General features: G+C 70.6%; 16 protein-coding genes. 12 read left to right on the top strand and 4 right to left on the bottom strand.

Annotated features, from left to right (window positions below; all coding sequences use genetic code 11):
* Window positions 1-477 precede the first annotated feature (477 nt).
* Both ABD378_RS37360 and ABD378_RS37355 read left to right on the top strand, forming a co-directional pair.
* A complete protein-coding gene (locus ABD378_RS37360; protein ID WP_344528639.1) occupies window positions 478-1,869 on the top strand; it encodes an urease accessory protein UreH domain-containing protein in 1,392 nt (463 codons plus the stop codon).
* 110 nt (window positions 1,870-1,979) lie between these two features.
* Window positions 1,980-3,593, top strand: coding sequence for a serine/threonine-protein kinase (locus ABD378_RS37355; protein ID WP_386546867.1), 1,614 nt, complete (start codon window positions 1,980-1,982; stop codon window positions 3,591-3,593).
* Between the two features lie 5 nt (window positions 3,594-3,598).
* On the opposite strand, the gene ABD378_RS37350 is transcribed toward ABD378_RS37355, so the two are convergent.
* On the bottom strand, window positions 3,599-4,423 hold the full coding sequence (locus tag ABD378_RS37350) for an SGNH/GDSL hydrolase family protein (protein ID WP_344528637.1): 825 nt from the start codon (window positions 4,421-4,423) through the stop codon (window positions 3,599-3,601).
* A gap of 234 nt (window positions 4,424-4,657) precedes the next feature.
* On the opposite strand from ABD378_RS37350, the gene ABD378_RS37345 reads away from it, so the two are divergent.
* The 6 genes from ABD378_RS37345 to ABD378_RS37320 all read left to right on the top strand — a co-directional run bounded on the left by ABD378_RS37345 (window position 4,658) and on the right by ABD378_RS37320 (window position 13,169).
* Window positions 4,658-5,089 (top strand): hypothetical protein, encoded by a 432-nt coding sequence (locus tag ABD378_RS37345; RefSeq protein WP_344528636.1) that lies wholly within the window; start codon window positions 4,658-4,660, stop codon window positions 5,087-5,089.
* A 1-nt stretch (window position 5,090) separates the two neighbouring features.
* Window positions 5,091-6,191, top strand: coding sequence for a GNAT family N-acetyltransferase (locus tag ABD378_RS37340; RefSeq protein WP_344528634.1), 1,101 nt, complete (start codon window positions 5,091-5,093; stop codon window positions 6,189-6,191).
* A 380-nt stretch (window positions 6,192-6,571) separates the two neighbouring features.
* Window positions 6,572-7,411, top strand: a complete 840-nt coding sequence (locus ABD378_RS37335; RefSeq protein ID WP_344528632.1) for a glycosyltransferase family 2 protein — start codon at window positions 6,572-6,574, stop codon at window positions 7,409-7,411.
* Window positions 7,412-7,440: 29 nt separating this feature from the next.
* Entirely contained in the window at window positions 7,441-8,451 is a 1,011-nt protein-coding gene (locus tag ABD378_RS37330; RefSeq protein WP_344528657.1) for a glycosyltransferase family 2 protein, read from the top strand.
* Between the two features lie 55 nt (window positions 8,452-8,506).
* The gene (locus ABD378_RS37325; RefSeq protein WP_344528655.1) at window positions 8,507-9,283 is read left to right on the top strand and encodes a polysaccharide deacetylase family protein; all 777 of its coding nucleotides are present in this window, start codon (window positions 8,507-8,509) and stop codon (window positions 9,281-9,283) included.
* The gene (locus ABD378_RS37320; RefSeq protein ID WP_425583943.1) at window positions 9,276-13,169 is read left to right on the top strand and encodes a lipopolysaccharide biosynthesis protein; all 3,894 of its coding nucleotides are present in this window, start codon (window positions 9,276-9,278) and stop codon (window positions 13,167-13,169) included. The genes ABD378_RS37325 and ABD378_RS37320 overlap by 8 nt, the downstream gene beginning before the upstream one ends.
* Before the next feature lie 50 nt (window positions 13,170-13,219).
* Here ABD378_RS37320 and ABD378_RS37315 read toward each other — a convergent pair whose 3' ends face one another.
* Window positions 13,220-14,644, bottom strand: coding sequence for a GH39 family glycosyl hydrolase (locus ABD378_RS37315; protein ID WP_344528630.1), 1,425 nt, complete (start codon window positions 14,642-14,644; stop codon window positions 13,220-13,222).
* Between the two features lie 198 nt (window positions 14,645-14,842).
* On the opposite strand from ABD378_RS37315, the gene ABD378_RS37310 reads away from it, so the two are divergent.
* On the top strand, window positions 14,843-15,937 hold the full coding sequence (locus ABD378_RS37310) for a DUF5925 domain-containing protein (RefSeq protein WP_344528628.1): 1,095 nt from the start codon (window positions 14,843-14,845) through the stop codon (window positions 15,935-15,937).
* 50 nt (window positions 15,938-15,987) lie between these two features.
* On the opposite strand, the gene ABD378_RS37305 is transcribed toward ABD378_RS37310, so the two are convergent.
* Entirely contained in the window at window positions 15,988-16,389 is a 402-nt protein-coding gene (locus ABD378_RS37305) for a GntR family transcriptional regulator (RefSeq protein WP_386545647.1), read from the bottom strand.
* A 70-nt stretch (window positions 16,390-16,459) separates the two neighbouring features.
* Between ABD378_RS37305 and ABD378_RS37300 the strand changes: the two genes are divergently transcribed.
* Window positions 16,460-17,389, top strand: a complete 930-nt coding sequence (locus ABD378_RS37300) for a GNAT family N-acetyltransferase (protein ID WP_344528626.1) — start codon at window positions 16,460-16,462, stop codon at window positions 17,387-17,389.
* The gene (locus ABD378_RS37295) at window positions 17,370-17,900 is read left to right on the top strand and encodes a ribonuclease FAU-1 family protein (protein WP_344528624.1); all 531 of its coding nucleotides are present in this window, start codon (window positions 17,370-17,372) and stop codon (window positions 17,898-17,900) included. Before ABD378_RS37300 ends, ABD378_RS37295 begins: the two co-directional genes overlap by 20 nt.
* A 15-nt stretch (window positions 17,901-17,915) precedes the next feature.
* Here the strand turns inward: ABD378_RS37295 and ABD378_RS37290 are convergent, their stop codons facing one another.
* Window positions 17,916-19,391 (bottom strand): trifunctional class I SAM-dependent methyltransferase/NUDIX hydrolase/VOC family protein, encoded by a 1,476-nt coding sequence (locus ABD378_RS37290; protein ID WP_344528622.1) that lies wholly within the window; start codon window positions 19,389-19,391, stop codon window positions 17,916-17,918.
* 108 nt (window positions 19,392-19,499) lie between these two features.
* Between ABD378_RS37290 and ABD378_RS37285 the strand changes: the two genes are divergently transcribed.
* Window positions 19,500-19,640 carry a hypothetical protein gene (locus tag ABD378_RS37285; RefSeq protein ID WP_344528620.1) on the top strand — a complete coding sequence of 47 codons (141 nt, stop codon included), beginning with the start codon at window positions 19,500-19,502 and terminating at the stop codon, window positions 19,638-19,640.
* Window positions 19,641-19,682 lie beyond the last annotated feature (42 nt).

Genomic DNA, 19,682 nt, shown 5'->3' with positions numbered 1-19,682 from the left:
GGCGCCGGTCCGGCTTGGAGGCGGGCCCATACCGCCATGCCCCCTCACGCGCGCGGCCAACTGCGGATGCGCGGGTCCTCCGGCGCCGGTCCGGCTTGGGGGCGGGGCCGTGCCGGTATGTCCGTCCTCGCTATCGTCCGGTGGCCGCTTTGGTGCTTCGGGGCTGGAGTGCCGCGAACCGTGCTCCGGGCGGACATACCGCCACGTCCCCTCGGGTGCGCTGCCTACTGCGAGTGTGTGGGGGCTGGTCTCTCTTTTCGTGGCCGGGGTGCGTCGCAGCACGGTTGGGCGTCAGCTGCACGCCCTCCCCGCCCGTCGGCGAGGGCGCCGGCTGTACGCCCTCCCCGCCCCCGTCGGCGCGGATCATCCCCGGCCGTACGCACGCCCTCCCCACCCACCCACCTCTTGGCACCGCGGGGCAATCGGGTGGGTGGGCGGGAGAGGTTGTTCGGTCAGGGGCAGCCTTGGGGAGGGTCGGTGAAGCGGCGGGGGCTTGGCTTCGGGGGGGTTCTGGTCGCGGGGCTCGCTCTCGCGCTGGTGCCCGCCGGGGAGGCCACCGCCCATCCCCTGGGCAACTTCACCGTCAATCGGTACGACGGAGTCGTGGTGAGCCCCGGACACCTCCGGGTCGACCACGCCGAGGACCTCGCCGAGATACCGGCCACTCAGGCCATGCCCCGCATCAAGCGCGTAGGGATGGAGAGTTGGGCCGATGAGCGGTGCGAGGACGCCGCCCGCGGCAGCCGGCTGCGCGTGGACGGGCAGGCGGCGCAGCTCCGCGTGGAGCGGGCCCGGGCGGTCACCCGGGACGGCCAGGCCGGACTGCCCACCCTGCGCGTGGAGTGCGAGCTCGGCGCCCCGCTCCCCCGGGGCACCGAGCTCGCCGCCCGATTCGAGGCCGCCGGACAGCAAGGACCGGGGTGGCGGGAGGTCACCGCGCGGGGGGACAGGATGACCCTCAGCGCCTCGGACGTACCGGAGACATCCGTCTCGAAGCGCCTCACCCGCTACCCGGAGCGGCTGCTCGACTCGCCGCCGGGCGAGGACTCCGCCACGCTGCGGATCACCCCGGGCGGCTCGACCCTGAGCGAGGAGCCGACGCAAGCACCGTCCTCCGTGCTGCCGCGCGGCGCGGACCGGTGGACGCAGGCCCTCACCGGCCTCGTCGCCCGCCATGACCTCACCCCGGCCTTCGCCGGACTCGCCCTGGCCATCGCCCTGTTGCTCGGCGCGCTGCACGCCCTCGCTCCCGGGCACGGCAAGACGTTGATGGCCGCGAGCGCCGCCGCGCGGGGGCGCGCCTCGCTGCGGGACGTCCTCCCCCTCGCCGCATCGGTGACCGTCACGCACACCCTCGGGGTGGCCGCCCTGGGGCTGCTCGTGGCGGGAGGCTCGGCCGCCGCCCCGTCCGTCATCGCGTGGCTGGGCGTGGTCAGCGGCGTCCTCGTCACCGGAGCGGGCGCCCTGCTCCTGCGCAGGGCCTGGCGGCGGCGCAGGCGGCACGCCCATCACCATCACCATCACGCCCACGAAGCGGCGCCCTCGGTCCGCGGCGCCCTCTTCCTCGGCTTCGCCGGTGGCCTCGTGCCGAGCCCCTCCGCCGTCGTCGTGCTCGTCGGCGCCGCCGCCCTGGGCGAGGCCTGGTTCGGGTTGCTGCTCGTCCTCGCGTACGGGGTGGGGCTCGCGCTCACGCTGACGGCCGCCGGGGTCCTCGTGGTTCGGGTCGGGTCGCTCGCCGGGCGGCGGGTCCACGGGCCCCGGTGGCTGCACCAGGCTGCGCACCGCTTCCTGCCGCTCGGCTCCGCCTTTGTCGTGGTCGCCATCGGGTGCGGATTGGTGTTCAAGGGGGCTGCAACCGCGCTCGGTTGAGATAGTTTTGTGGAGAATCGCACGGCTGCGGATGGGGGACCCCCGTGAGCGACGACGAGCGTGTGATCGCGGGGCGCTACCGCCTGCTGTCCCCTCTGGGCGAGGGCGGCATGGGCACGGTCTGGCGGGCCCGCGACGAAGTCCTCGGCCGCGAGGTCGCGGTCAAGGAAGTGCGCGCCCCCGCCGGGCTGCCCGCCAGTGAGGTCGACCGGCTGTACGCACGCCTGGAGCGCGAGGCCTGGGCCGCGGCCCGTATCCCGCACCGCAATGTGGTGACGGTCTATGACGTGGCGAGCGAGGACGGGCGCCCGTGGATCGTCATGGAGATCGTGCGCGGGCTCTCGCTGTCCGATGTCCTGGACGCGGAGGGGCCGATGGCTCCGCAGCGCGCCGCCCGCATCGGCGCCGAAGTGCTCGCCGCCCTGCGTGCCGCCCACGACGCCGGGGTCCTGCACCGCGACGTCAAGCCCGGCAACGTACTCATCGCGAACGACGGGAGGGTCGTCCTCACCGACTTCGGGATCGCCATGGTGGAGGGGAGTTCGGCTCTCACCATGACGGGCGAGGTGGTCGGCTCCCCTGAATTTCTTGCCCCGGAGCGGGCATTGGGGCATCGGCCTGGTCCCGAGTCCGATCTGTGGTCGCTGGGAGTGCTGCTCTACGCGGCCGTCGAGGGCAGTTCGCCGTTCCGGCAGGACACCCCTCTCAGTACGTTGCGTGCGGTCGTCGACGAGGAGTTGCCGCCGCCCCGGAACGCGGGGCCGCTGGTCCCGGTCATCGAAGGGCTGCTGCGCAAGGACCCCGCCGCGCGGATCTCCGCCGCCGATGCCGAGAACCAGCTGCGGCTCGTCGCGGCGGGCGGCACGCCGCAGGTGGCGACGCCCCTGCCGTACATGCCGACCGTCACGTCACAGCAGCAGCATCATCAGCAAGCGCCCGCTCCTCTTCCGTTGCCACCGGACCGGCAGGAGCCCGTCGTCGGCACGACCACCACCGTCGCGCCGACCCGTTCGCGCCGCACGGTCCTCGTCCTCACCGCGGGCCTGGTCGCTCTCGCGCTCGCGCTGGCCGGGCTCACGTACGCCCTGGTCAATCGTGACGACGGAGGCGGGGGCGGCGGCGGAAACGGCGCGTCCGAAGGCAGCGGAGGAGGAAACGGCAGCGGCGGGAGCGGCGGCGACGGCTCCGACGGCGGCAAGAACGGCGGCAGCGGTACGACGGGCAACGGAAACGGCAACGGAAACGGCGGAGGGTCGGGCGACGACGGTGACGGTGGCTCCTCCACCGGCGGCAGCTCCACTGACGGTGGCGGCTACGGCGGAGGGTCGACCACTCACCCCGCGCAGACCGTCAAGGTCTCGGTCACCGGCGCGAACACGCAGTACAGCGGCGCATGTCCGCCTGCCGCCGGGCAGGCTCCCTCGTTCACCGCGACGTTCACGGTGGGCCGGGTTCCGGTCACCGTCGACTACCGCTGGGTGACCAAGTCCGGTGAGCCGGGCGACCCCGGCTGGAAGACGCTCAGCTTCGCCTCCGGCGGCGGCAGGACCAAGCAGGTGCATCACACGGAGACGGTCGAGGGTGAGCCGGGCTCGACGTATCAGAACGAGATCAGCGTGGAGGTGCGCGGCCCGGTGAAGGCCTCGTCCAACTCCGTTGCGTACTCGGTGACATGCGAGGAGGAGACCCCGACGGGCGGAGCCTCCTCCTATGCGCCGAACTGAGTGGGTCAGGAAGCTGCCGCGCTGAACACAGGGAGGTAGCCGCCGGACTGGCCCGCGGCCTTGGGGTGGTAGGACTCGCCGATGTTGGTCCAGTTCACGCTGTGCAGCCACGCGTCGCCCGAGCAGATCTCGTGCCCGGTGAAGGTGGAGGTCACATCGCCGAAGGTGAAGCCGTGGTCGGCGGCGCGCTTGGCGGTCGTGGAGTTGAGGAGGTCGGCCGCGCTGTTGATGGCGGTGCGCTCCTTCTCGGAGAGGCCGGCGAGGCAGCCTCCGCCGAGCTTGTAGAAGCGCGGGTAGCCGAGCACGACGACCTCGGCGGCCGGTGCCTTGGCGCTGATCGCCGTGTAGACCTTGTCGAGGTTGCCGGGCAGTGTCGTCTCGACGTAGCTGCGGGCCGTCGCTATCCGCGCGAGACAGGTGCTCTCGGACTGCAGGACGCAGGTCGTCATGACGTCGGCGAAGCCGGCGTCGTTGCCGCCCACGGAGAGGCTGACGAGGCCAGTTCCCGAGCCGAGCGGGCCGAGCTGGTTGGCCACGACGTCACCGGTACGGGCACCCGAGCATGCCGTGAAGTTGAAGCTGGAAGGTGAGTTGGCGGCGGCCCAGAGCGCGGGGTAGGCGCGCGGGGTGCGCTTGCAGTTGCCGCTTCCGCTGTCGTATCCGCCGGCTCCGACACCGGACGAGTAGGAGTCGCCGAGCGCCACGTAGCCGGTGGCCGCGGCTTGTTGATCGATCTGCTGGTCCGCTTGAGCCGCTGTGGCCCCGGTGAGGGCGAAGGCGGTGGCGAGGAGGAGTGAGGAAGCGTATGCCGTGATTCGGGACAATCTCATGGAACCTCCCTTAGCAGGATTTCTGCCTCGACTGTGGTACCACTCCCCCCAGGTCGCCGATAGTGTTCATGTCAACGAGTTCTCCTGTAATTCCCTTGCCCACCCGGGGAGTTCCCTTCCGGTTCAAGGACCCGACAACGGACATCTCCACACTCCCTCCGCATCTTGACGCGCTGCCGTCCACTGCGCGACATTGAAGCCCGGCATCCGGCGCGTCGGGGGGCAAAGTCGCCAATGCAGACGATCAGGATCAAGGCACCGTCATCAGACACCGGGCGAGAGCCCGGGGACCGGCCGAGCCGGCACGAGGACGCGCTGCCGCTGCTCGCGGGCATGGCCCTTGCGGTCGGGGCGGTCGGCGCGGTGCTCGCGCTCACGGACATCGATTCACCGCTGCGCGGCCCCTTCACCCTGTTCTTCCTGCTGGCCGCCCCCGGCGGGGCAATAGCCGCCACCCTCAGAGGACTTGAGCCATGGGGCCGGATCGTGGCTTCCATTTCCGGGGCCGTCGCGGTCAACCTGTTGGTGGCCCAGGCGATGCTGGCCCTGCACATGTGGTCGGTGCGCGGCGGGGTCGCCGCCATCGCCGTGATCGGCTCGCTCATCCATCTGCTGGTACTGGTACGGCGGCTGAGACGCCGTACCCCGACGAGGCGGACCTCCTGACGTGGACATCACCGTGCACCGCCCCGGAGAACTCACCGCTGCGGACCGGGTGGCCTGGACAGCGCTGCAGTCCAAGGCCCACCTCAACGGCTCACCGGAGCTGGCCAATCCGTTCCTCTCCCCTGAGTTCACCCTCGCGGTGGGCCACTGGCGGCGCGGGGTGCGGATCGCGGTCGTACGCGAGGCGGGGGAGCCCGCGGCCTTCTTCCCGTTCCAGAGATCCATCACCGGCGTCGGCCGGGCCATCGGCCTCGGCGTCTCCGACTGCCAGGGCCTGGTGCACCGGCCCGGCTTCACCTGGGACGCGCGAGAACTGTTACGGGCCTGCGGGCTCGCGATGTACGAGTTCGACCATCTGGCCGGCGGCCAGGGGCCGTTCGAGGCGGGCGCCTCCGGCTCCTTCGCCTCCCCCGTCATGGACATCGACCAGGGGTACGAGGCATATCTGCGCCAGCTCAAGGCTAAATCGCCCAAGTTCACCCGCACGACCCTCGCCAAGGAGCGCAGGCTCGGGCGCGACCACGGCAGCGTGCGCTACGTACACGACGAGCGCGACCCCGCGGTCCTTCGCACCCTGATGGAGTGGAAGTCGGCCCAGTACCGCAGGACCGGCCGCAGCGACCGCTTCTCGCAGCCCTGGATCAGCCAGCTCGTGCGGCAGCTCTTCCACACCAGGTCCGATCAGTTCGCCGGCCTGCTCTCCGTGCTGTACGTCGACGAGGTGCCGGTCGCCGCGCACTTCGGGCTGCGCTCCGAGCGGGTCTTCGCCCAGTGGTTCCCTGCCTACGACCCCGCGTTCGCCAAGTACTCGCCCGGACTGATCCTGCATCTGCGCATGGCCGAGGCGGCCGCCGCCGACGGCATCGCGTATCTCGATCTCGGGCGGGGCCAGAAGCAGTACAAGGACTCCCTCAAGACACGCGAACTCACCGTGTCCGAGGGATGGGTGGCTCTGCGCCATCCGGCAGCGATCAGCCACCGGGCGCGGCGCGCTCCGGTCAGGGCGCTGCGCAACACCGTCTTGTCCCGGCCGGAATTCTTCGAACCGGCCGACAGGCTGCTCAAACAGCTGGGGAAAATTCGATCAAGAAAGAAAGAATAAGGGGGAAGACGACGGGAACAGGGCACTCCGTATGTGCCCGCCAAGATTGGCCAAATCATCGAAAACGTGAGGCCACGTTCCAGGTCTTGCCATAAGGTCTCAATCATCAATACCGTCGTACATCCACCCGCATCGGTCCATCACGCAATGCGATCTAGGGGAGGGCTCAAGATCGCGGTGGTCCCGGCGCGGGGCGCGGTAGGGGGGTGCCGTGCTCGGCGACTGAATCCGTGCCGAGTCACGTCCCGCGCGATGCCAGCTCACTCGGCATGCACGGAGATCTATTTCGTCATGCGCAAGTGAGAACCCCCCTTTCGAACCGGATACATAGCCGGACTGCCCGGGGGTGGGCGGTCCACCGGACGAGAGGGACCAGACTCATGACTTCTTTTGTGCGCCCGGCGACCGAGCCGGGCCAGGGCCAAGACCCGTTAGAAAAGCCGAAGCTGCCGGGTAACTACCGGCCGATATCGACGCACTTGGCGATCACACCGCCGGTGAGCGTCGTGATTCCCGCGATGAACGAAGCAGAAAATCTTCCCTACGTCTTCAAGACACTCCCGGACTGGATCCACGAGGTCGTGCTCGTGGACGGAAATTCCACCGACGACACGGTGGCCGTCGCGCGGGAGCTGTGGCCGGACGTGAAGATCGTCCGGCAGCTGGGCAAGGGCAAGGGTGACGCCCTGATCACCGGATTCGAGGCGTGCACCGGCGACATCATCGTGATGGTCGACGCGGACGGCTCGGCCGACGGGCACGAGATCGTCAGCTATGTCTCCGCCCTCGTCTCGGGCGCGGACTTCGCCAAGGGCTCGCGGTTCGCCAACGGCGGCGCCACGGACGACATGACGCCGATCCGCAAGCTCGGCAACCACGTCCTGTGCTCCGTCGTGAACGCCAAGTTCGGCGCCCGCTACACCGACCTGTGCTACGGCTACAACGCCTTCTGGCGGCACTGCCTGGACAAGATCGACCTCGACTGCACGGGCTTCGAGGTGGAGACCCTCATGAACATCCGGGTGGTCAAGGCCGGGCTCAAGGTGCAGGAGATCCCCAGCCACGAGTACCTCCGCATCCACGGCAGCAGCAATCTCAGCGCCGTGCGCGACGGTCTGCGGGTCCTGAAGGTGATCCTCACGGAGCGCTCCAACCGCCGTGGGCAGCAGCGCCGCCCCCGTGGCGTTCCCTTCCGCACGCGTCAGGGAGAGGTGTCTTGAGCGCTCCCGACCACCACGGGGGAAGCACGATGGCGGGCCTCGTCGACTTCTCAGTCGTCATCTGTGCCTACACCGAGGACCGCTGGGAGGACATCCTCGCGGCGGTCGCCTCGGTGCGGGCACAGTCCCTGACGGCACTCGAGACGCTACTCGTGGTGGACCACAACGCCTCGCTCCTGGACCGGCTCGCCAAGGAGTACAAGGAGACCGAAGGGGTGCGGGTGCTCGCGAACGCGGGCCCCCGCGGCCTCTCCGCGGGCCGCAACACCGGCATCGCCGCCTCCAGCGGCGAGATCATCGCGTTCCTCGACGACGACGCCGTCGCGGAACGGGACTGGCTGCACCACTTCGCCGAGGGGTACGCCGATCCCAAGGTCTTCGCGGTGGGCGGACGCACCATGCCCATCTGGGAGTCCAGGCGCAGGCCCGCCTGGTTCCCCGAGGAGTTCGACTGGGTCGTCGGCTGTACGTACAAGGGGCTGCCCGAGGGCCGCGTGCGGGTGCGCAACGTCCTGGGCGGCAACGCCTCCTTCCGTCGCACCGCCTTCGAGGCGGCGGGCGGCTTCGCGACCGGCATCGGGCGCGACGGCGACAAGCGCCCCCTTGGCGGCGAGGAGACGGAGCTGTGCATCCGTCTCACCCGGGCAAGGCCGGACGCGATCCTGCTCATCGACGACCGCGCGGTGATCCACCACCGCGTCCCCGCGGCACGGGAGCGCTTCCACTACTTCCGCACGCGGACGTACGCGGAGGGTCTCTCCAAGGCGCTCGTGGCCCGAAGTGTCGGCACTCAGAAGGGACTTGAGTCGGAGCGGCGGTACGCCACGCGCGTCCTGCCCGCCGGTGTCGGGCGCGGGCTGCGTGACGCGCTGCTCGCGCGTCCTGGCGGCGCGGGCCGCGCGGGCGCCATCGTGGCGGGCGTGGCAACGGCGGCCGGGGGGTACGTGCTCGGAAGTGTCCGCGCGCGCAGGGGAGGCGCCACTTTCTCGGTCGTGGAGATCGAGAAGGACGTGGACGGTGAGGAGAGGTCTGCCGCATGAGCACGGCACCGAACGGCCGAGGGGGAACGCCGTGAACGCCCCCGTGCCGATACTCATGTATCACTCGATCGCGCATGAACCGACCCTGGAGACACGGGAGTTGTCCGTGTCTCCGAGGGCGTTCGCCGAGCAGCTCGAGCTGCTCGGCGAGCGGGGGTTCACGCCGCTGAGCACGTCCGGGCTCGCCGCGATCTGGCGAACTCCCGGCCGGGCCCTGCCGCCGAGGCCTGTCCTGATCACCTTCGACGACGGCTATGAGGGCGTGCACCGGCACGGGCTGCCCGTGCTCGCCAAGCACGGCTTCGCCTCGACGCTCTTCGTCTCCACGGGGTGGCTGCGCGGGGCGCACGACACCGGGGGCGGCCTCGACCTGATGCTCGACTGGGACCAGGTGCGCCAACTGGCCGCGGCGGGCACGGAGATCGGCGGACACAGCCACACGCACCCGCAGCTCGACCAGCTGGACGACGACGACCTCTGGTTCGAGCTGCTGCGCTGCAGGGAGATCGTGACCGACGAACTCGGCACCCGGCCGACCTCCTTCGCCTACCCGTACGGCTACTCCAGCCGCCGGGTGCGCCACACGGTGCGCGGCGCCGGGTTCGCCCAGTCGCTCGCGGTCAACAACGGCCTCGCGCGGCGCAACCAGGGGCCGTACGCCCTGCAGCGGGTGACCGTGCGGCGCTCCACCGGCATCGAGGAGTTCGAGCGGCTCGTCGAGGGCCGTGCGATCACCCGCACCTTCGCAAGGGACTGTGCCCTCACCAAGGGGTACGCAGTGGTCCGCAGAGTCCGACAGGCCCGCCGGAAGGCAACTCGTACCCGTGTCTGACACGTCGACCGCCCAGGCAGACGTCTCTGGGTCTCCCAGCACCGAACAGCAGCCGCCGTCCGGCAAGTCGGGCAGGCCGCGCAGAATGCGGCTGCCCGGAACGGGCGGCTCCGGCGGCGGGAGTCCCCTGTTCCGCAACGCCTACGCGCTGATGCTGAACACCGGCATCTCCGGTGTGCTCGGCCTCGGCTTCTGGCTGGCCGCCGCCCGGTACTACTCCGAGTCGGCGGTCGGCCAGGGCTCGGCGGCGATCGCCGCCATGAAGTTCCTGGCGGGACTCACCGCCCTCACCCTGATGGGGGCCCTCGCCCGCTTCATCCCCGTCGCGGGGCGCGCCACGGGCAGGCTCATCTTCCGTACGTACGCGGGAAGTTCACTGGTGGTCGCGTGCGCCGCCCTGATCTTCCTGTTCACGCTCGACCTGTGGGGACCCTCGTACAGATTCCTGCACGGCCCGCTGACCGGCCTCGGCTTCATCGCCGCGGTGGTCGCCTGGTCGCTGCTCACCCTGCAGGACGGGGTGCTCACGGGGCTGCGCAGCGCGCTGTGGGTGCCGGTCGGCAACACCATCTTCTCGGTCGTCAAGCTGGGGCTGCTCATCGCGGTGGCCGCGGCGATCCCGACGGCCGGCGTGTTCGTGTCGTGGGTCGCCGCCATCGCCCTGTCGGTCATACCGCTCGGCTGGCTGGTGTTCCGGCGGCTCGTGCCACGGCACGTGAAGGCCACCCAGGACAAGGCGCAGCCGCCGACGCTGCGCGAGATAGGCCGCTTCCTGGCCGGCGACTACACGGGCTCGCTCTTCTCGCTCGCCGTGGTCTATCTCGTGCCGGTGATCGTCGCCTCGCAGGTCAGCTCGGTTGACAACGCGTACTTCTACATCACCACCACGATCGGCGGCACGGTCAATCTGCTCGCCATCAACATGGGCGCGTCGCTGACCGTCGAGGGCGCGCACGACCCGGCGCGGCTCGCGGCCAACACCCGGGCCGCGCTGCGCCGCATGGCGCGCATCATGCTGCCGGTGTGCGGTCTGCTCTTCGTCGCCGCGCCCTACATCCTGCGGGTCTTCGGCCAGGGGTACGCGGACGCGGCGACGCCTCTGCTGCGCTGGTTCGCGGTGGGCGCGGCGCTGCGGGTCGTCATGGAGACGTACTTCGCCGTGCAGCGCGCGCAGAGCCGTACGTCCGGGATCGCCTGGATGCAGGGCCTGTTGTGCGTCCTCGTGCTCGGCCTGACGCTGCTTCTGCTGCCGCGGATGGGTCTTACGGGGGCGGGCGTCGCGGAGATCTCCAGCCTCGCGGTGATCGTGGCGATCGCGGCGCCGAAGCTGTACCGGGTGGCGCGGGGGGTTCCCTCCTCCGAGCCTGCCGACGCGGCACCGGACGGTGATCTCGCCGACCTGGGGACGCCCGAGGCACCGGAGCGGCCGCAGGAGACGAAGGAGCGGCGCGGGCCCGCATGGGCGCTGCGCGAGACACTGGACTCGGAAACCCTGCAGCTGGCCGTGCAGATGGACTTCGAGCATCCGGAGCGCAGGCCCGACATGCGCCCCGGGCTCGGCACGCCCGCGTCCGGGACGCCCATGTCCGGAACGCCCGTGTCCGGAACGCCCATGTCCAGGACACCGGCCTTCGGGAAGGCCGCTTCCGGGGAGCCCGCTTCCGGGAGGTCCGCGGGCGCCGGTGACGAGGGGGACGACATGGAGCACCGGCCGACCTGGGCGTTGAGAGCACCACTCAGACCACACGAACCGGCGGCGTCCTCGCCGGTGCCGCCTTCGGTGTCATCGGCCGTCACGGCGCCCGCCGAGGAGCCGGGCACCGACACACGCCTGCCCGAGGCCCCGCCCGAGCCCGTCGCCGCGCCCGGACCGCTCCCCCGGCGCCGCTCCCTCTTCATGGCGCTGCTCCTGGCCTTCGCGGTCGCCCTGTACTGGCTGCCCTCCCTGGGCATCACCGAGGCGGACCTGGACACGATGGGCGGGCTCGGACTCATCTCCGTCCTGCCCGCGCCGACCCTGGTCGGGGCCGCGCTGCTCGTCGTCGTCTTCGCCTCGCTGCTCTGGACGGAACGGCCGCACAAGGCCCTGCTCCTGGCGACGCTCATCGCCACGGTGGTATGCCTGCACGCGCTGCCCGCCGTGCTCGAGGACGAGCCGCGGTTCGCGACGGCCTGGCAGCACCTGGGCTTCATGGAGTACATCGACAGGACCGGCTCGGCGGTTCCCGACCTGGACGCGCGCTGGAGCTGGCCCGGGTTCTTCGCGGCGGCCACGTTCGTGGCGAAGGCGTGCGGCGTCTCGGACATGACCGAGGTGATCCGCTGGTGGCCGCTGGCCATGCAACTGCTGTATCTGGCGCCGATGATGCTGCTCGTGCGCTCGATGCGGGCTGCCTGGCGCGCCAAGTGGGCCGGCCTGTGGATCTTCGCCCTGAGCGGCTGGGTCGGTCAGGACTACTTCTCCCCGCAGGGCTTCACGTATCTGCTCTATCTGGTGTTCGTCGCGGTGCTCCTCGTGTGGTTCCGCGCGCCGCACGTGCTGTGGGCCAAGCGGCGCCCGGGCGAGCTGGAGGTCGAACCGGCCGACCGGCGCCAGCGCGCGGTGCTGCTCGTGGTCCTGATCGCCCTGTTCGCGGCGACGGTCCCTGCGCACCAGCTCACGCCGTTCGTGATGCTCGGCGTCCTGGCCGCGCTCGTCCTGGTGGGCCGCTCGGAGCTGCGCGGCCTGCCGATCCTCTTCGCGGTCTTCGTCGCCGTCTGGGTGGGCTTCCTCGCGGAGCCGTACTGGTCGGGGCACTTCGACGAGCTGTTCGGCGGGATCGGCGGCGTCGGCGGCAATGTGTCCTCATCCGTGTCCGGGCGCATCGAGGGCGGCAGTTCGACCCATCAGCTCGTGCTGTACGCACGCGTGGCGCTGGCAGGCGGCGTCATGGCGCTTGCCTGCTGGGGCTGGTGGCGGCGGCGCGAGCACAAGTACACGGAGCGCTCGCTGCTCGTCCTGACCTTCGTGCCGTTCCTGGGCTTCGGCATGCAGTCGTACGGCGGCGAAATGGCGCTCCGTGTCTTCATGTTCGCCCTGCCTGGCGCCGCGCTCCTTGCGGGACTCGCCCTCTTCCCGCGCGCGGGCATCACCGCCAAGGAGCGGGACCGCGACCGGGTGAGCCTGGCGCCCATCGCCGCGCTGATGGCGGGTCTCGTCCTGATGGGCGGCTTCCTCGTGGCGCGCTGGGGCAACGAACCCTTCGAGCGGACCCGGTCCGGCGAGGTCGCCGCGATGGAGTACGTGTACGAGCACGACGACCCGACGGTGCGGCTGCTGTGGATGAGCGACGACACGGTCAACAACGTGACGCCCGCGATGCCCTGGGGCACACGTGACATGGAGAAGGTCCAGTACGTCCCGACCCTCGCCCCGGCCGACCCGGTCCTGGTCTCCAGCCTGGTGAAGGCGCTCAAGGACGCGGGCCCCAACTCGTATCTGATGATCAACAAGGGCCAGACGGTCTATCTCCAGATGGACGTGGGCTACTCGAGCACCTGGGATTCCCGGCTGATCACGAACCTCGACAACCGCCAGGAACTGAAGAAGGTCCTCACGAACGACGACGCGACCCTCTACACACTGCGCAAGCAGCCGAACGGCGCGGTCGAGAAGGCCGCACCAGGACCGATCGGCCCGCAGGTGACATGGACTCCCTGGTCGGTGATCGGCGCGCTCGCGGCGATCGCCCTGGTCCTGCTGCTCGCCGCCCGTGAGGTCGTGCGGGTGGCGGTGGAGCCGAGCGTGCGGCAGCTGCGGTGGCTGCAGAGCAGCTTCTGGTTCTCGCTGCCGCTGCTCGCGGTGCTGCTCGCCTCGCTGATCCAGCGGTTCCTGACGATGGCGTGACGTGGTGCGCGACGGGGGTGGGCGGCTGAGGGGGTGGGTGGCTGAGCGGATCACCGCTTCAGCCACTTCACCTCGTACCCCTGCATCTCGAACCGCTTCCCGTCGACCTTCGCGTTGATCGAGCGGTCGAGGGTGTTCACGACGAGCACCGTCTTCTTGTCGGCGAGGACGCGGACGTTCGGTACGTCGTCGGGGGCGACGGAGACTTTCTCGTAGTCCGTGCCGGGCGGGAACGCTTCGTTGAACCGGGCGAGCATCTTCATCATGGGCAATTCCGTGCCGCCATCGCGGAGTTGGGTGGAGCGCCACAGGCAGCCCGCGCAGCTCTCGCCCTTGTTCTGCGGGTTCCAGTAGAAGCCGCTGCTCGCGCCGCCGCGGGCCATCGCCATCAGGCCTGACGCCTGGACGGCTACGCGGTGCGACTCGGACCAGCCGTCGCGGTCGTCGTTGCTGTCGCCCGGTTCCACGTAGTACTCGGCCCACCACAGCGGCAGGTCGCCGCTGCGCTCCCGCACCCACTTGCCGACCGCCGTGAGCTTGTCGGTGGCCTTGAACTCGTCGGGGAGCATCTCGTCGTCGACGGTGTAGCTGGAGCCGTCCACGACGACGAAGTCCGCGCCCGTCTTGTTCTTGTTCCAGTAGTCGAAGGCGTCGAGGACCCGCTGGTCCATGCGGCCCCAGGCGCCCTTGACCTTCGTCGACGCCCCCTCGGTCTGGCGCGGGTCGACGCTGTCCATGACGAGGTAGGGGCCGCCGACCATGATGTCCTTGTTGACCTTCTTGAGCTCCTTGTGGACCAGGTTGTAGAGCTCGGTGTAGCCCTCGTAGTCCCAGCGGGCCTTCTCGTTGTTCCAGAAGCCCTTGAACTCGTTCCAGACGATGAAGTGCCGTACGTCCGGATAGCGCTTGGCGACGGTCGCCGCCAGCTTGGCGAAGTCCTTGTAGTGGGCGCGCTCCGGGGCGGTCTCCAGGGACTGCTGACTCCAATTGGTGCTGCCCGCGCCGGGCTTGCCGCCCTTCATCCAGTCCGGGGCGCAGCACAGGGTGACGACCGGCGTGCCGTCGGTGGCGCGGATGAAGTCCATCCGCCGGTCCATCTCCGTGAAGTCGTAGCGCCCCTTGACCGGCTCGGGGTTGCTCGCGCCCCAGCCCATGATGTGCTGGATCTGCGGCAGCGCGCGGGGCTGCTCGGCGAGCATCGTCTCGGCGCGCCGCGTGGCGGCCTCCGTGCCCTCGTCCGCGCTGTACTGGGTGTGGGTGAAGCCCCAGCCGACGGCCGACTTCGCCTCGTCGGGCGGGACGGCGGGCGTGCCGTGCACCTTGTCCCCGTCGCGCGTGGTGCCCTCGGTGCCCTTGTCGTCACCGGGGAGCGTGGTGATGACGGTCAGGATCAGGGCCAGTGCGGCCAGACCAACTCCGAGCAGCGCGGTGAGCCGCCACCGCTGTGCCCCCGAATTCCACCCATGACGTCCCATCAAGGGCAAGAGTATCCGTGGGAGTTGGCGGTAGCACAGGTTCCGCACCACAGGTTTGCAACAGGACACAGAGCACCACACACGGGACACATGGCGGAAACCCGGCGGGAACCCGGCGGCTGCCCGCACCTGAACGGAGTACGTCGGAGTACGTAAACCGGGATGCACAAGGGCACTTGCGTGCCGGATCATGGCGGCATGTCTGCGAACCCTCAGGACACCCTGCCGATCCGGCTCAACGTCGACGACAGCGACTCTCCGTCGGATGTCGTGGACGCCCTCTTCCTCGGCCGTTTCGCCACCGGCGAGCAGCCCTTCTCGCACAGCTCGAACATCGACCGCGTCAAGTCCGGCTCCACGCTGCTGCCGCCGGGTGCGACGGTGCTGCGCGCCGCCCGCGACGACGACCGCAGCGCCACGCTTGCCGAGGGCGACGGCTGGACGCTCCTGATCTCACGCTGGAACCGCGGCGCGGACGTCACGGTGACGGCGACGACCGCCGACCTCGCGGAGAAGGTCCTGAAGCAGGCGACGGACGGCGCGCAGGACGAGCCCGAACCTCAGCCGGACAACGTGACCATGGGGTTCTGGTACGTGTCCCCGAGGCGCGGCCCGCACCGCACCACCCGGCAGATCGCCGCCGGTACGTGGGAGGAGGTGCGGGAGAACTACACCGCGCCGGTCGCCGATGCCATGGACTCCCTGATGAAGACGGTGCCCGAGAACATCGCGGGCCGCCTCCTGCTGCTGCACGGCCCGCCGGGCACGGGCAAGACGTCGGCGCTGCGGACGCTCGCGCGGTCCTGGCGTGACTGGTGCCAGGTGGACTGTGTCCTGGACCCCGAGCGGCTGTTCAGCGACGTCGGCTATCTGATGGACATCGCGATCGGCGAGGACGACGGCTCGGCGAAGGGCCGCTGGCGGCTGCTGCTTCTGGAGGACTGCGACGAGCTGATCCGCGGCGAGGCCAAGCACACCGCCGGGCAGGCGTTGTCGCGGTTGCTGAACCTGACGGACGGGCTGCTCGGGCAGGGCCGCAACGTCCTGGTCGGCGTGACGACGAACGAGGACCTGGAGCGGCTCCACCCGGCGGTGGTCCGTCCCGGGCGGTGCCTCGCCCGGATCGAGGTCGGGAGCCTGACCCGCGCGGAGTCCATCGACTGGCTCGGCACGGACGAGGGGGTTCCTCGCGAGGGCGCGACGCTGGCCGAGCTGTACGCGTTGCGGCGCGGCACGTCGCCTACGTCGGTCCCGGAGCCTCGGGAGGGGGCGGACTCGGGGCTTTACCTGTAGCCCGGCGGGCGCCGATACGACAACGCCTCAAGTACCGCCCCGGCGCAGGCTCACCCCGAGTCCCCGTAAGCCGCCCGCAACGCATCCCGCGCAGCGGCAAGCGCCCCCGCCTCGGAGAGGCCGAGCCGCTGGGCCCGCTCGGCAAAGGCCTGGGCCGCAGCCGAGGCCTCCCGCGCGGCGGCGTCCCCCGCAGCTGCCACGAACGTCCCATGACGCCCCCGCGTCTCAATCACCCCGTCCGCCTCAAGGGCCCGGTACGCCTTGGCCACCGTGTTGGCCGCGAGCCCCAGCTCCAGGGCGAGCCCTCGCACGGTCGGCAACTTGTACCCCACCGGCAGCGTCCCGCCCCGCGCCTGCTCGGCGATCTGGGCCCGCACCTGCTCATAGGGCGGCACGCCACCCGCACCGGCGCCGGCGCTGCCGTCGATCTCGATCTCGATCTTCAAAGTCACGCGGAGATTGTCCCGCACCCCCGGAAAATAAGAGGCACCCCGGCGCGCCTCGCGCGTAGCGTGCGGCTCCATGACCGTCCTAGTCCGCGCCCTGCGCCCCGGCGACAGAGCCGATGCCGAGGCCTTCGCCGTCGTCCGCCGCGCCTGCGTACCCGCCATGCTCGCCACCGCAGACTCGATCCAGTTCGACCTGGCCCACGCCCATCCCGACTCCCGCTACCTCCAGTTGGTCGCCGAGACCGACGGGGAGATCATCGGCACGGCGCAGGTGGGCATCGCCTACGACAGCCCCGAGCCGGGCCAGGGCTTCGCCAACGTCTACGTACTCCCGGAGCGGCGCGGGCTCGGCGCGGGGTCGCTGACCCTGCGGACGGCGGAGGAGTACCTGGCGGACCAGGGCGCCACCACGGTCTTCTCCTGGGTGCTCGACGAGCCCGCGAACCGCGCCTTCGCCGCCGGACGCGGCTACCGTGCGAGCCGCTCGGCCCACTTCCTCCGCCTCGACCTGGCAGGCGGCGAACTGCCGCCCCGCCAAGAGCTGCCCTCCGGCGTGGAGTTGCGTACGGGAGCGGAGTTCGGGGACGACCCGCGCGCCCTCTTCGAGCTTGACGCGGAGACCGTCGCGGACGAACCGAGCGATGTGGCCACGGAGTTCACGGACTACGGGCACTGGCTCGCCGAGACCTGGAACCACCCCTTGGTGAACCGCGACCTGACCTCGGTGGCAGTGGTGGACGGCGCTCCTGCCGCCTTCACCCTGGCCCGCACCGACGACGCGTCGCGCTACGCGAGCGGCATGACCGGCACCGCACGCGCGTTCCGCGGGCGCGGCCTTGCCAAGCTCGCCAAGAACGACTCCCTGCACCGGGCGCGGGCGGCGGGCTGCACCGAGGCGTTCACGGGCAACGACGCCGGCAACGAGCCGATGCTGGCGATCAACAAGTGGTTCGGCTACGAGATCTGCGCGACGGAGGTACGTCATGTCCGAGACCTCGGCTGACACATCGACCGACACATCGGCCGACAGGGTGGACGTCATCCTGATGAAGGCGGGCCGCACGAAGATCCGCTACCCGGCGGAGGTCGTCACGGACGACGGCACCGTGGTGACGGTCCGCGCGCCGTGGGCGGCCGACGGGGTACGGGACTTCGGCTTCGTACGCTTCGAGCCGGGCGATGTCTTCACTGAGCACTACTGGCGTGACCGCTGGTACGCCGTGAAGGAGGTCCGCACGTCCACGGGCGTCCTGAAGGGCTGGTACTGCGACGTGACCCGCCCCGCGGTACGCGACGGCGCCACGCTCACGGTGGAGGACCTGGACCTGGACCTGTGGTGCTCGGCGAACGGCGAGACGGTCATCCGCCTGGACGAGGACGAGTTCACCGAAAGCGGCCTCGCCGACCGCGATCCCGCGGCGGCCGAGGCGGCTCTGGCCGCCCTGGACGAGCTGGAGCGTCTGGCGCGCGGGGGCGGCTCCCTCTCCCCGGCCCCGCCCCCCTCCGGCGTTTGAGTCCTTCTTCTCGATTCAGCCCCCGGCCACCAGCTCCACCTCGAACCCCGCCCGGTCCACGAGATACGCCGCGCGGTGCTCATCCCCTCCCGCGAACGGATGCCGCTCCGGGAAGAGCAGGGACCACCCGTGGCCCGGAGCCTCCACCACCAGCCGGTCGAGCTCCACCGCGCTCGCCACGTGGAACGCCAGGTGATTCAGGCCGGGTAGCAGCCGGTCATGTGCCCCGTCGCGCATGTCCGTCGACTGCTCCAGCACCACGTACGTCGCACCTCGCCGCCAACTGCCGCCGTTCTCCCACCGCTGGTCACGGACATGCCCCAACTCCCCCAGGAGCCAGCCCCACGAAGCCTCGGCGGCAGCGAAGTCCGGTACCCACAGCTCGACATGGTGCGTGCCCCCTACAGCCCCGAGAGCGGCCGTCCGATCAGCCCCACCGCTCTCGTGGCTCACCGCGTCCCCCTCCTCCTGCCAGTGCAGGGCGAACCGCTCCCCCGCGCGCCATGCCTCAAGTGCCGCTCTGCAGTAGGCCACCATGTCGTCCGGCAGCGTCTCCGTCCTGTGCCAGGCCAGCTCGTCGCACTTGGACGGCTCCGCGTTGAAGGGCTCGCCGCCCGCGCCGTACGTCGCCTCGAAGAACCAGCCGATGCGGGGCTCCTCACCCGGGCCCCGGTGCTGGAGGACCAGTTCGGCGCGTACGTCCTCGGGGGTGAGGTCGAGGCCGATCTCCTCCCTCGCCTCGCGGATCACCGCCGTGCGGACGTCCTCGCCCGGTTCGACGTGGCCGGAGGGGACGTTGAACAGGCCGTCCCCGTAACCGGTGTTGGCGCGGCGGGCAAGGAGCACCTCGTCGCCGCGGCGGAGGATGAGGTGGACGTCCACCACCTCCTTGTGGCGGCGGAGCACGGGGAAGACCGCCACCACCGCGTAGCGCTCGTCCTCCACCCTCCTCCCCCACAACCGCTCGTCGCCCGACAGCCGTTCGGAGTGGAGACGCTCTGCCGGCGGAGTCAGCGCCCTGATCAGGCGCTCCGCCGGGATCCCGGAGGGGCTCGCCGTGCCCCATACGCCCTCGATGAGGACCAGGCGTCCACCTGGCCGCAGCAGCCCGCCCCAGTGCCGCAGCGTCGCCTCCACGTCCGGCAGCGTCCACAGGATGTGCCGGGCCAGGATCACGTCGAAGCGGCGCCCCTCCACCGGAGGGGCGCCCGCGTCGCCGACCAGCACCTGCGCCTCCTGCCCCGCCAGCTTCTCGCGGGCCCGCTCCACCATGTTCGGGGACAGGTCCACCGCCGTGACGCGGTGCCCTCGCTCGGCCGCGAGCAAGGACAGGCTTCCGGTGCCGCAGCCCAGGTCAAGGACGTCACCCGGGGCCTCGGGCAACCAGTCCCGCAGGCGCTCCGCCCACGCGTCCCGCACCGCCGTGTCCCGCAGTCCGTGGTCCGGCTCGTCGTCAAAAGTGGCCGCCTCGGCGTCCCAGTCGATGCTCATCCGGCGATGGTGACACTCGCCACTGACAATTCGTCTTCAATGAGAAACCCTCCCCGCAGAGGTCTACAGACGTCCCACCTTGGACATCGGTAGTACAGGGAGGCAGCCATGCGCCGTGTGACCGTGCACAAGACCGTCGGGAAGCCCACCAATCGACAGATCCGGGAGAAGTGCGAGTCCGAGGACCGCCGCCGCGAGCGCCCCGAGATCCGCAAGGACATCCAGCGGACCTGGTGGCCCGATGGGTGAGATCCGGCGCCCACAGGGCAGCGGGAGCCGATCGGAGACGCG

This window comes from Streptomyces rectiviolaceus (genome assembly GCF_039533825.1).
GTDB lineage: Bacteria > Actinomycetota > Actinomycetes > Streptomycetales > Streptomycetaceae > Streptomyces > Streptomyces rectiviolaceus.
Note: the sequence above shows the minus strand (reverse complement) of the source record. Positions and strands in the feature narration are given on the sequence as shown.

Coding starts and splice junctions, on each gene's coding strand:
- ABD378_RS37290 (WP_344528622.1), bottom strand. CDS start 19,391: ATGAGCATCGACTGGGACGCCGAGGCGGCCACTTTTGACGACGAGCCG.
- ABD378_RS37310 (WP_344528628.1), top strand. CDS start 14,843: ATGTCTGCGAACCCTCAGGACACCCTGCCGATCCGGCTCAACGTCGAC.
- ABD378_RS37355 (WP_386546867.1), top strand. CDS start 1,980: ATGGGCACGGTCTGGCGGGCCCGCGACGAAGTCCTCGGCCGCGAGGTC.
- ABD378_RS37350 (WP_344528637.1), bottom strand. CDS start 4,423: ATGAGATTGTCCCGAATCACGGCATACGCTTCCTCACTCCTCCTCGCC.
- ABD378_RS37325 (WP_344528655.1), top strand. CDS start 8,507: ATGTATCACTCGATCGCGCATGAACCGACCCTGGAGACACGGGAGTTG.
- ABD378_RS37300 (WP_344528626.1), top strand. CDS start 16,460: ATGACCGTCCTAGTCCGCGCCCTGCGCCCCGGCGACAGAGCCGATGCC.
- ABD378_RS37315 (WP_344528630.1), bottom strand. CDS start 14,644: ATGGGACGTCATGGGTGGAATTCGGGGGCACAGCGGTGGCGGCTCACC.
- ABD378_RS37285 (WP_344528620.1), top strand. CDS start 19,500: ATGCGCCGTGTGACCGTGCACAAGACCGTCGGGAAGCCCACCAATCGA.
- ABD378_RS37335 (WP_344528632.1), top strand. CDS start 6,572: ATGACTTCTTTTGTGCGCCCGGCGACCGAGCCGGGCCAGGGCCAAGAC.
- ABD378_RS37295 (WP_344528624.1), top strand. CDS start 17,370: ATGTCCGAGACCTCGGCTGACACATCGACCGACACATCGGCCGACAGG.
- ABD378_RS37345 (WP_344528636.1), top strand. CDS start 4,658: ATGCAGACGATCAGGATCAAGGCACCGTCATCAGACACCGGGCGAGAG.
- ABD378_RS37330 (WP_344528657.1), top strand. CDS start 7,441: ATGGCGGGCCTCGTCGACTTCTCAGTCGTCATCTGTGCCTACACCGAG.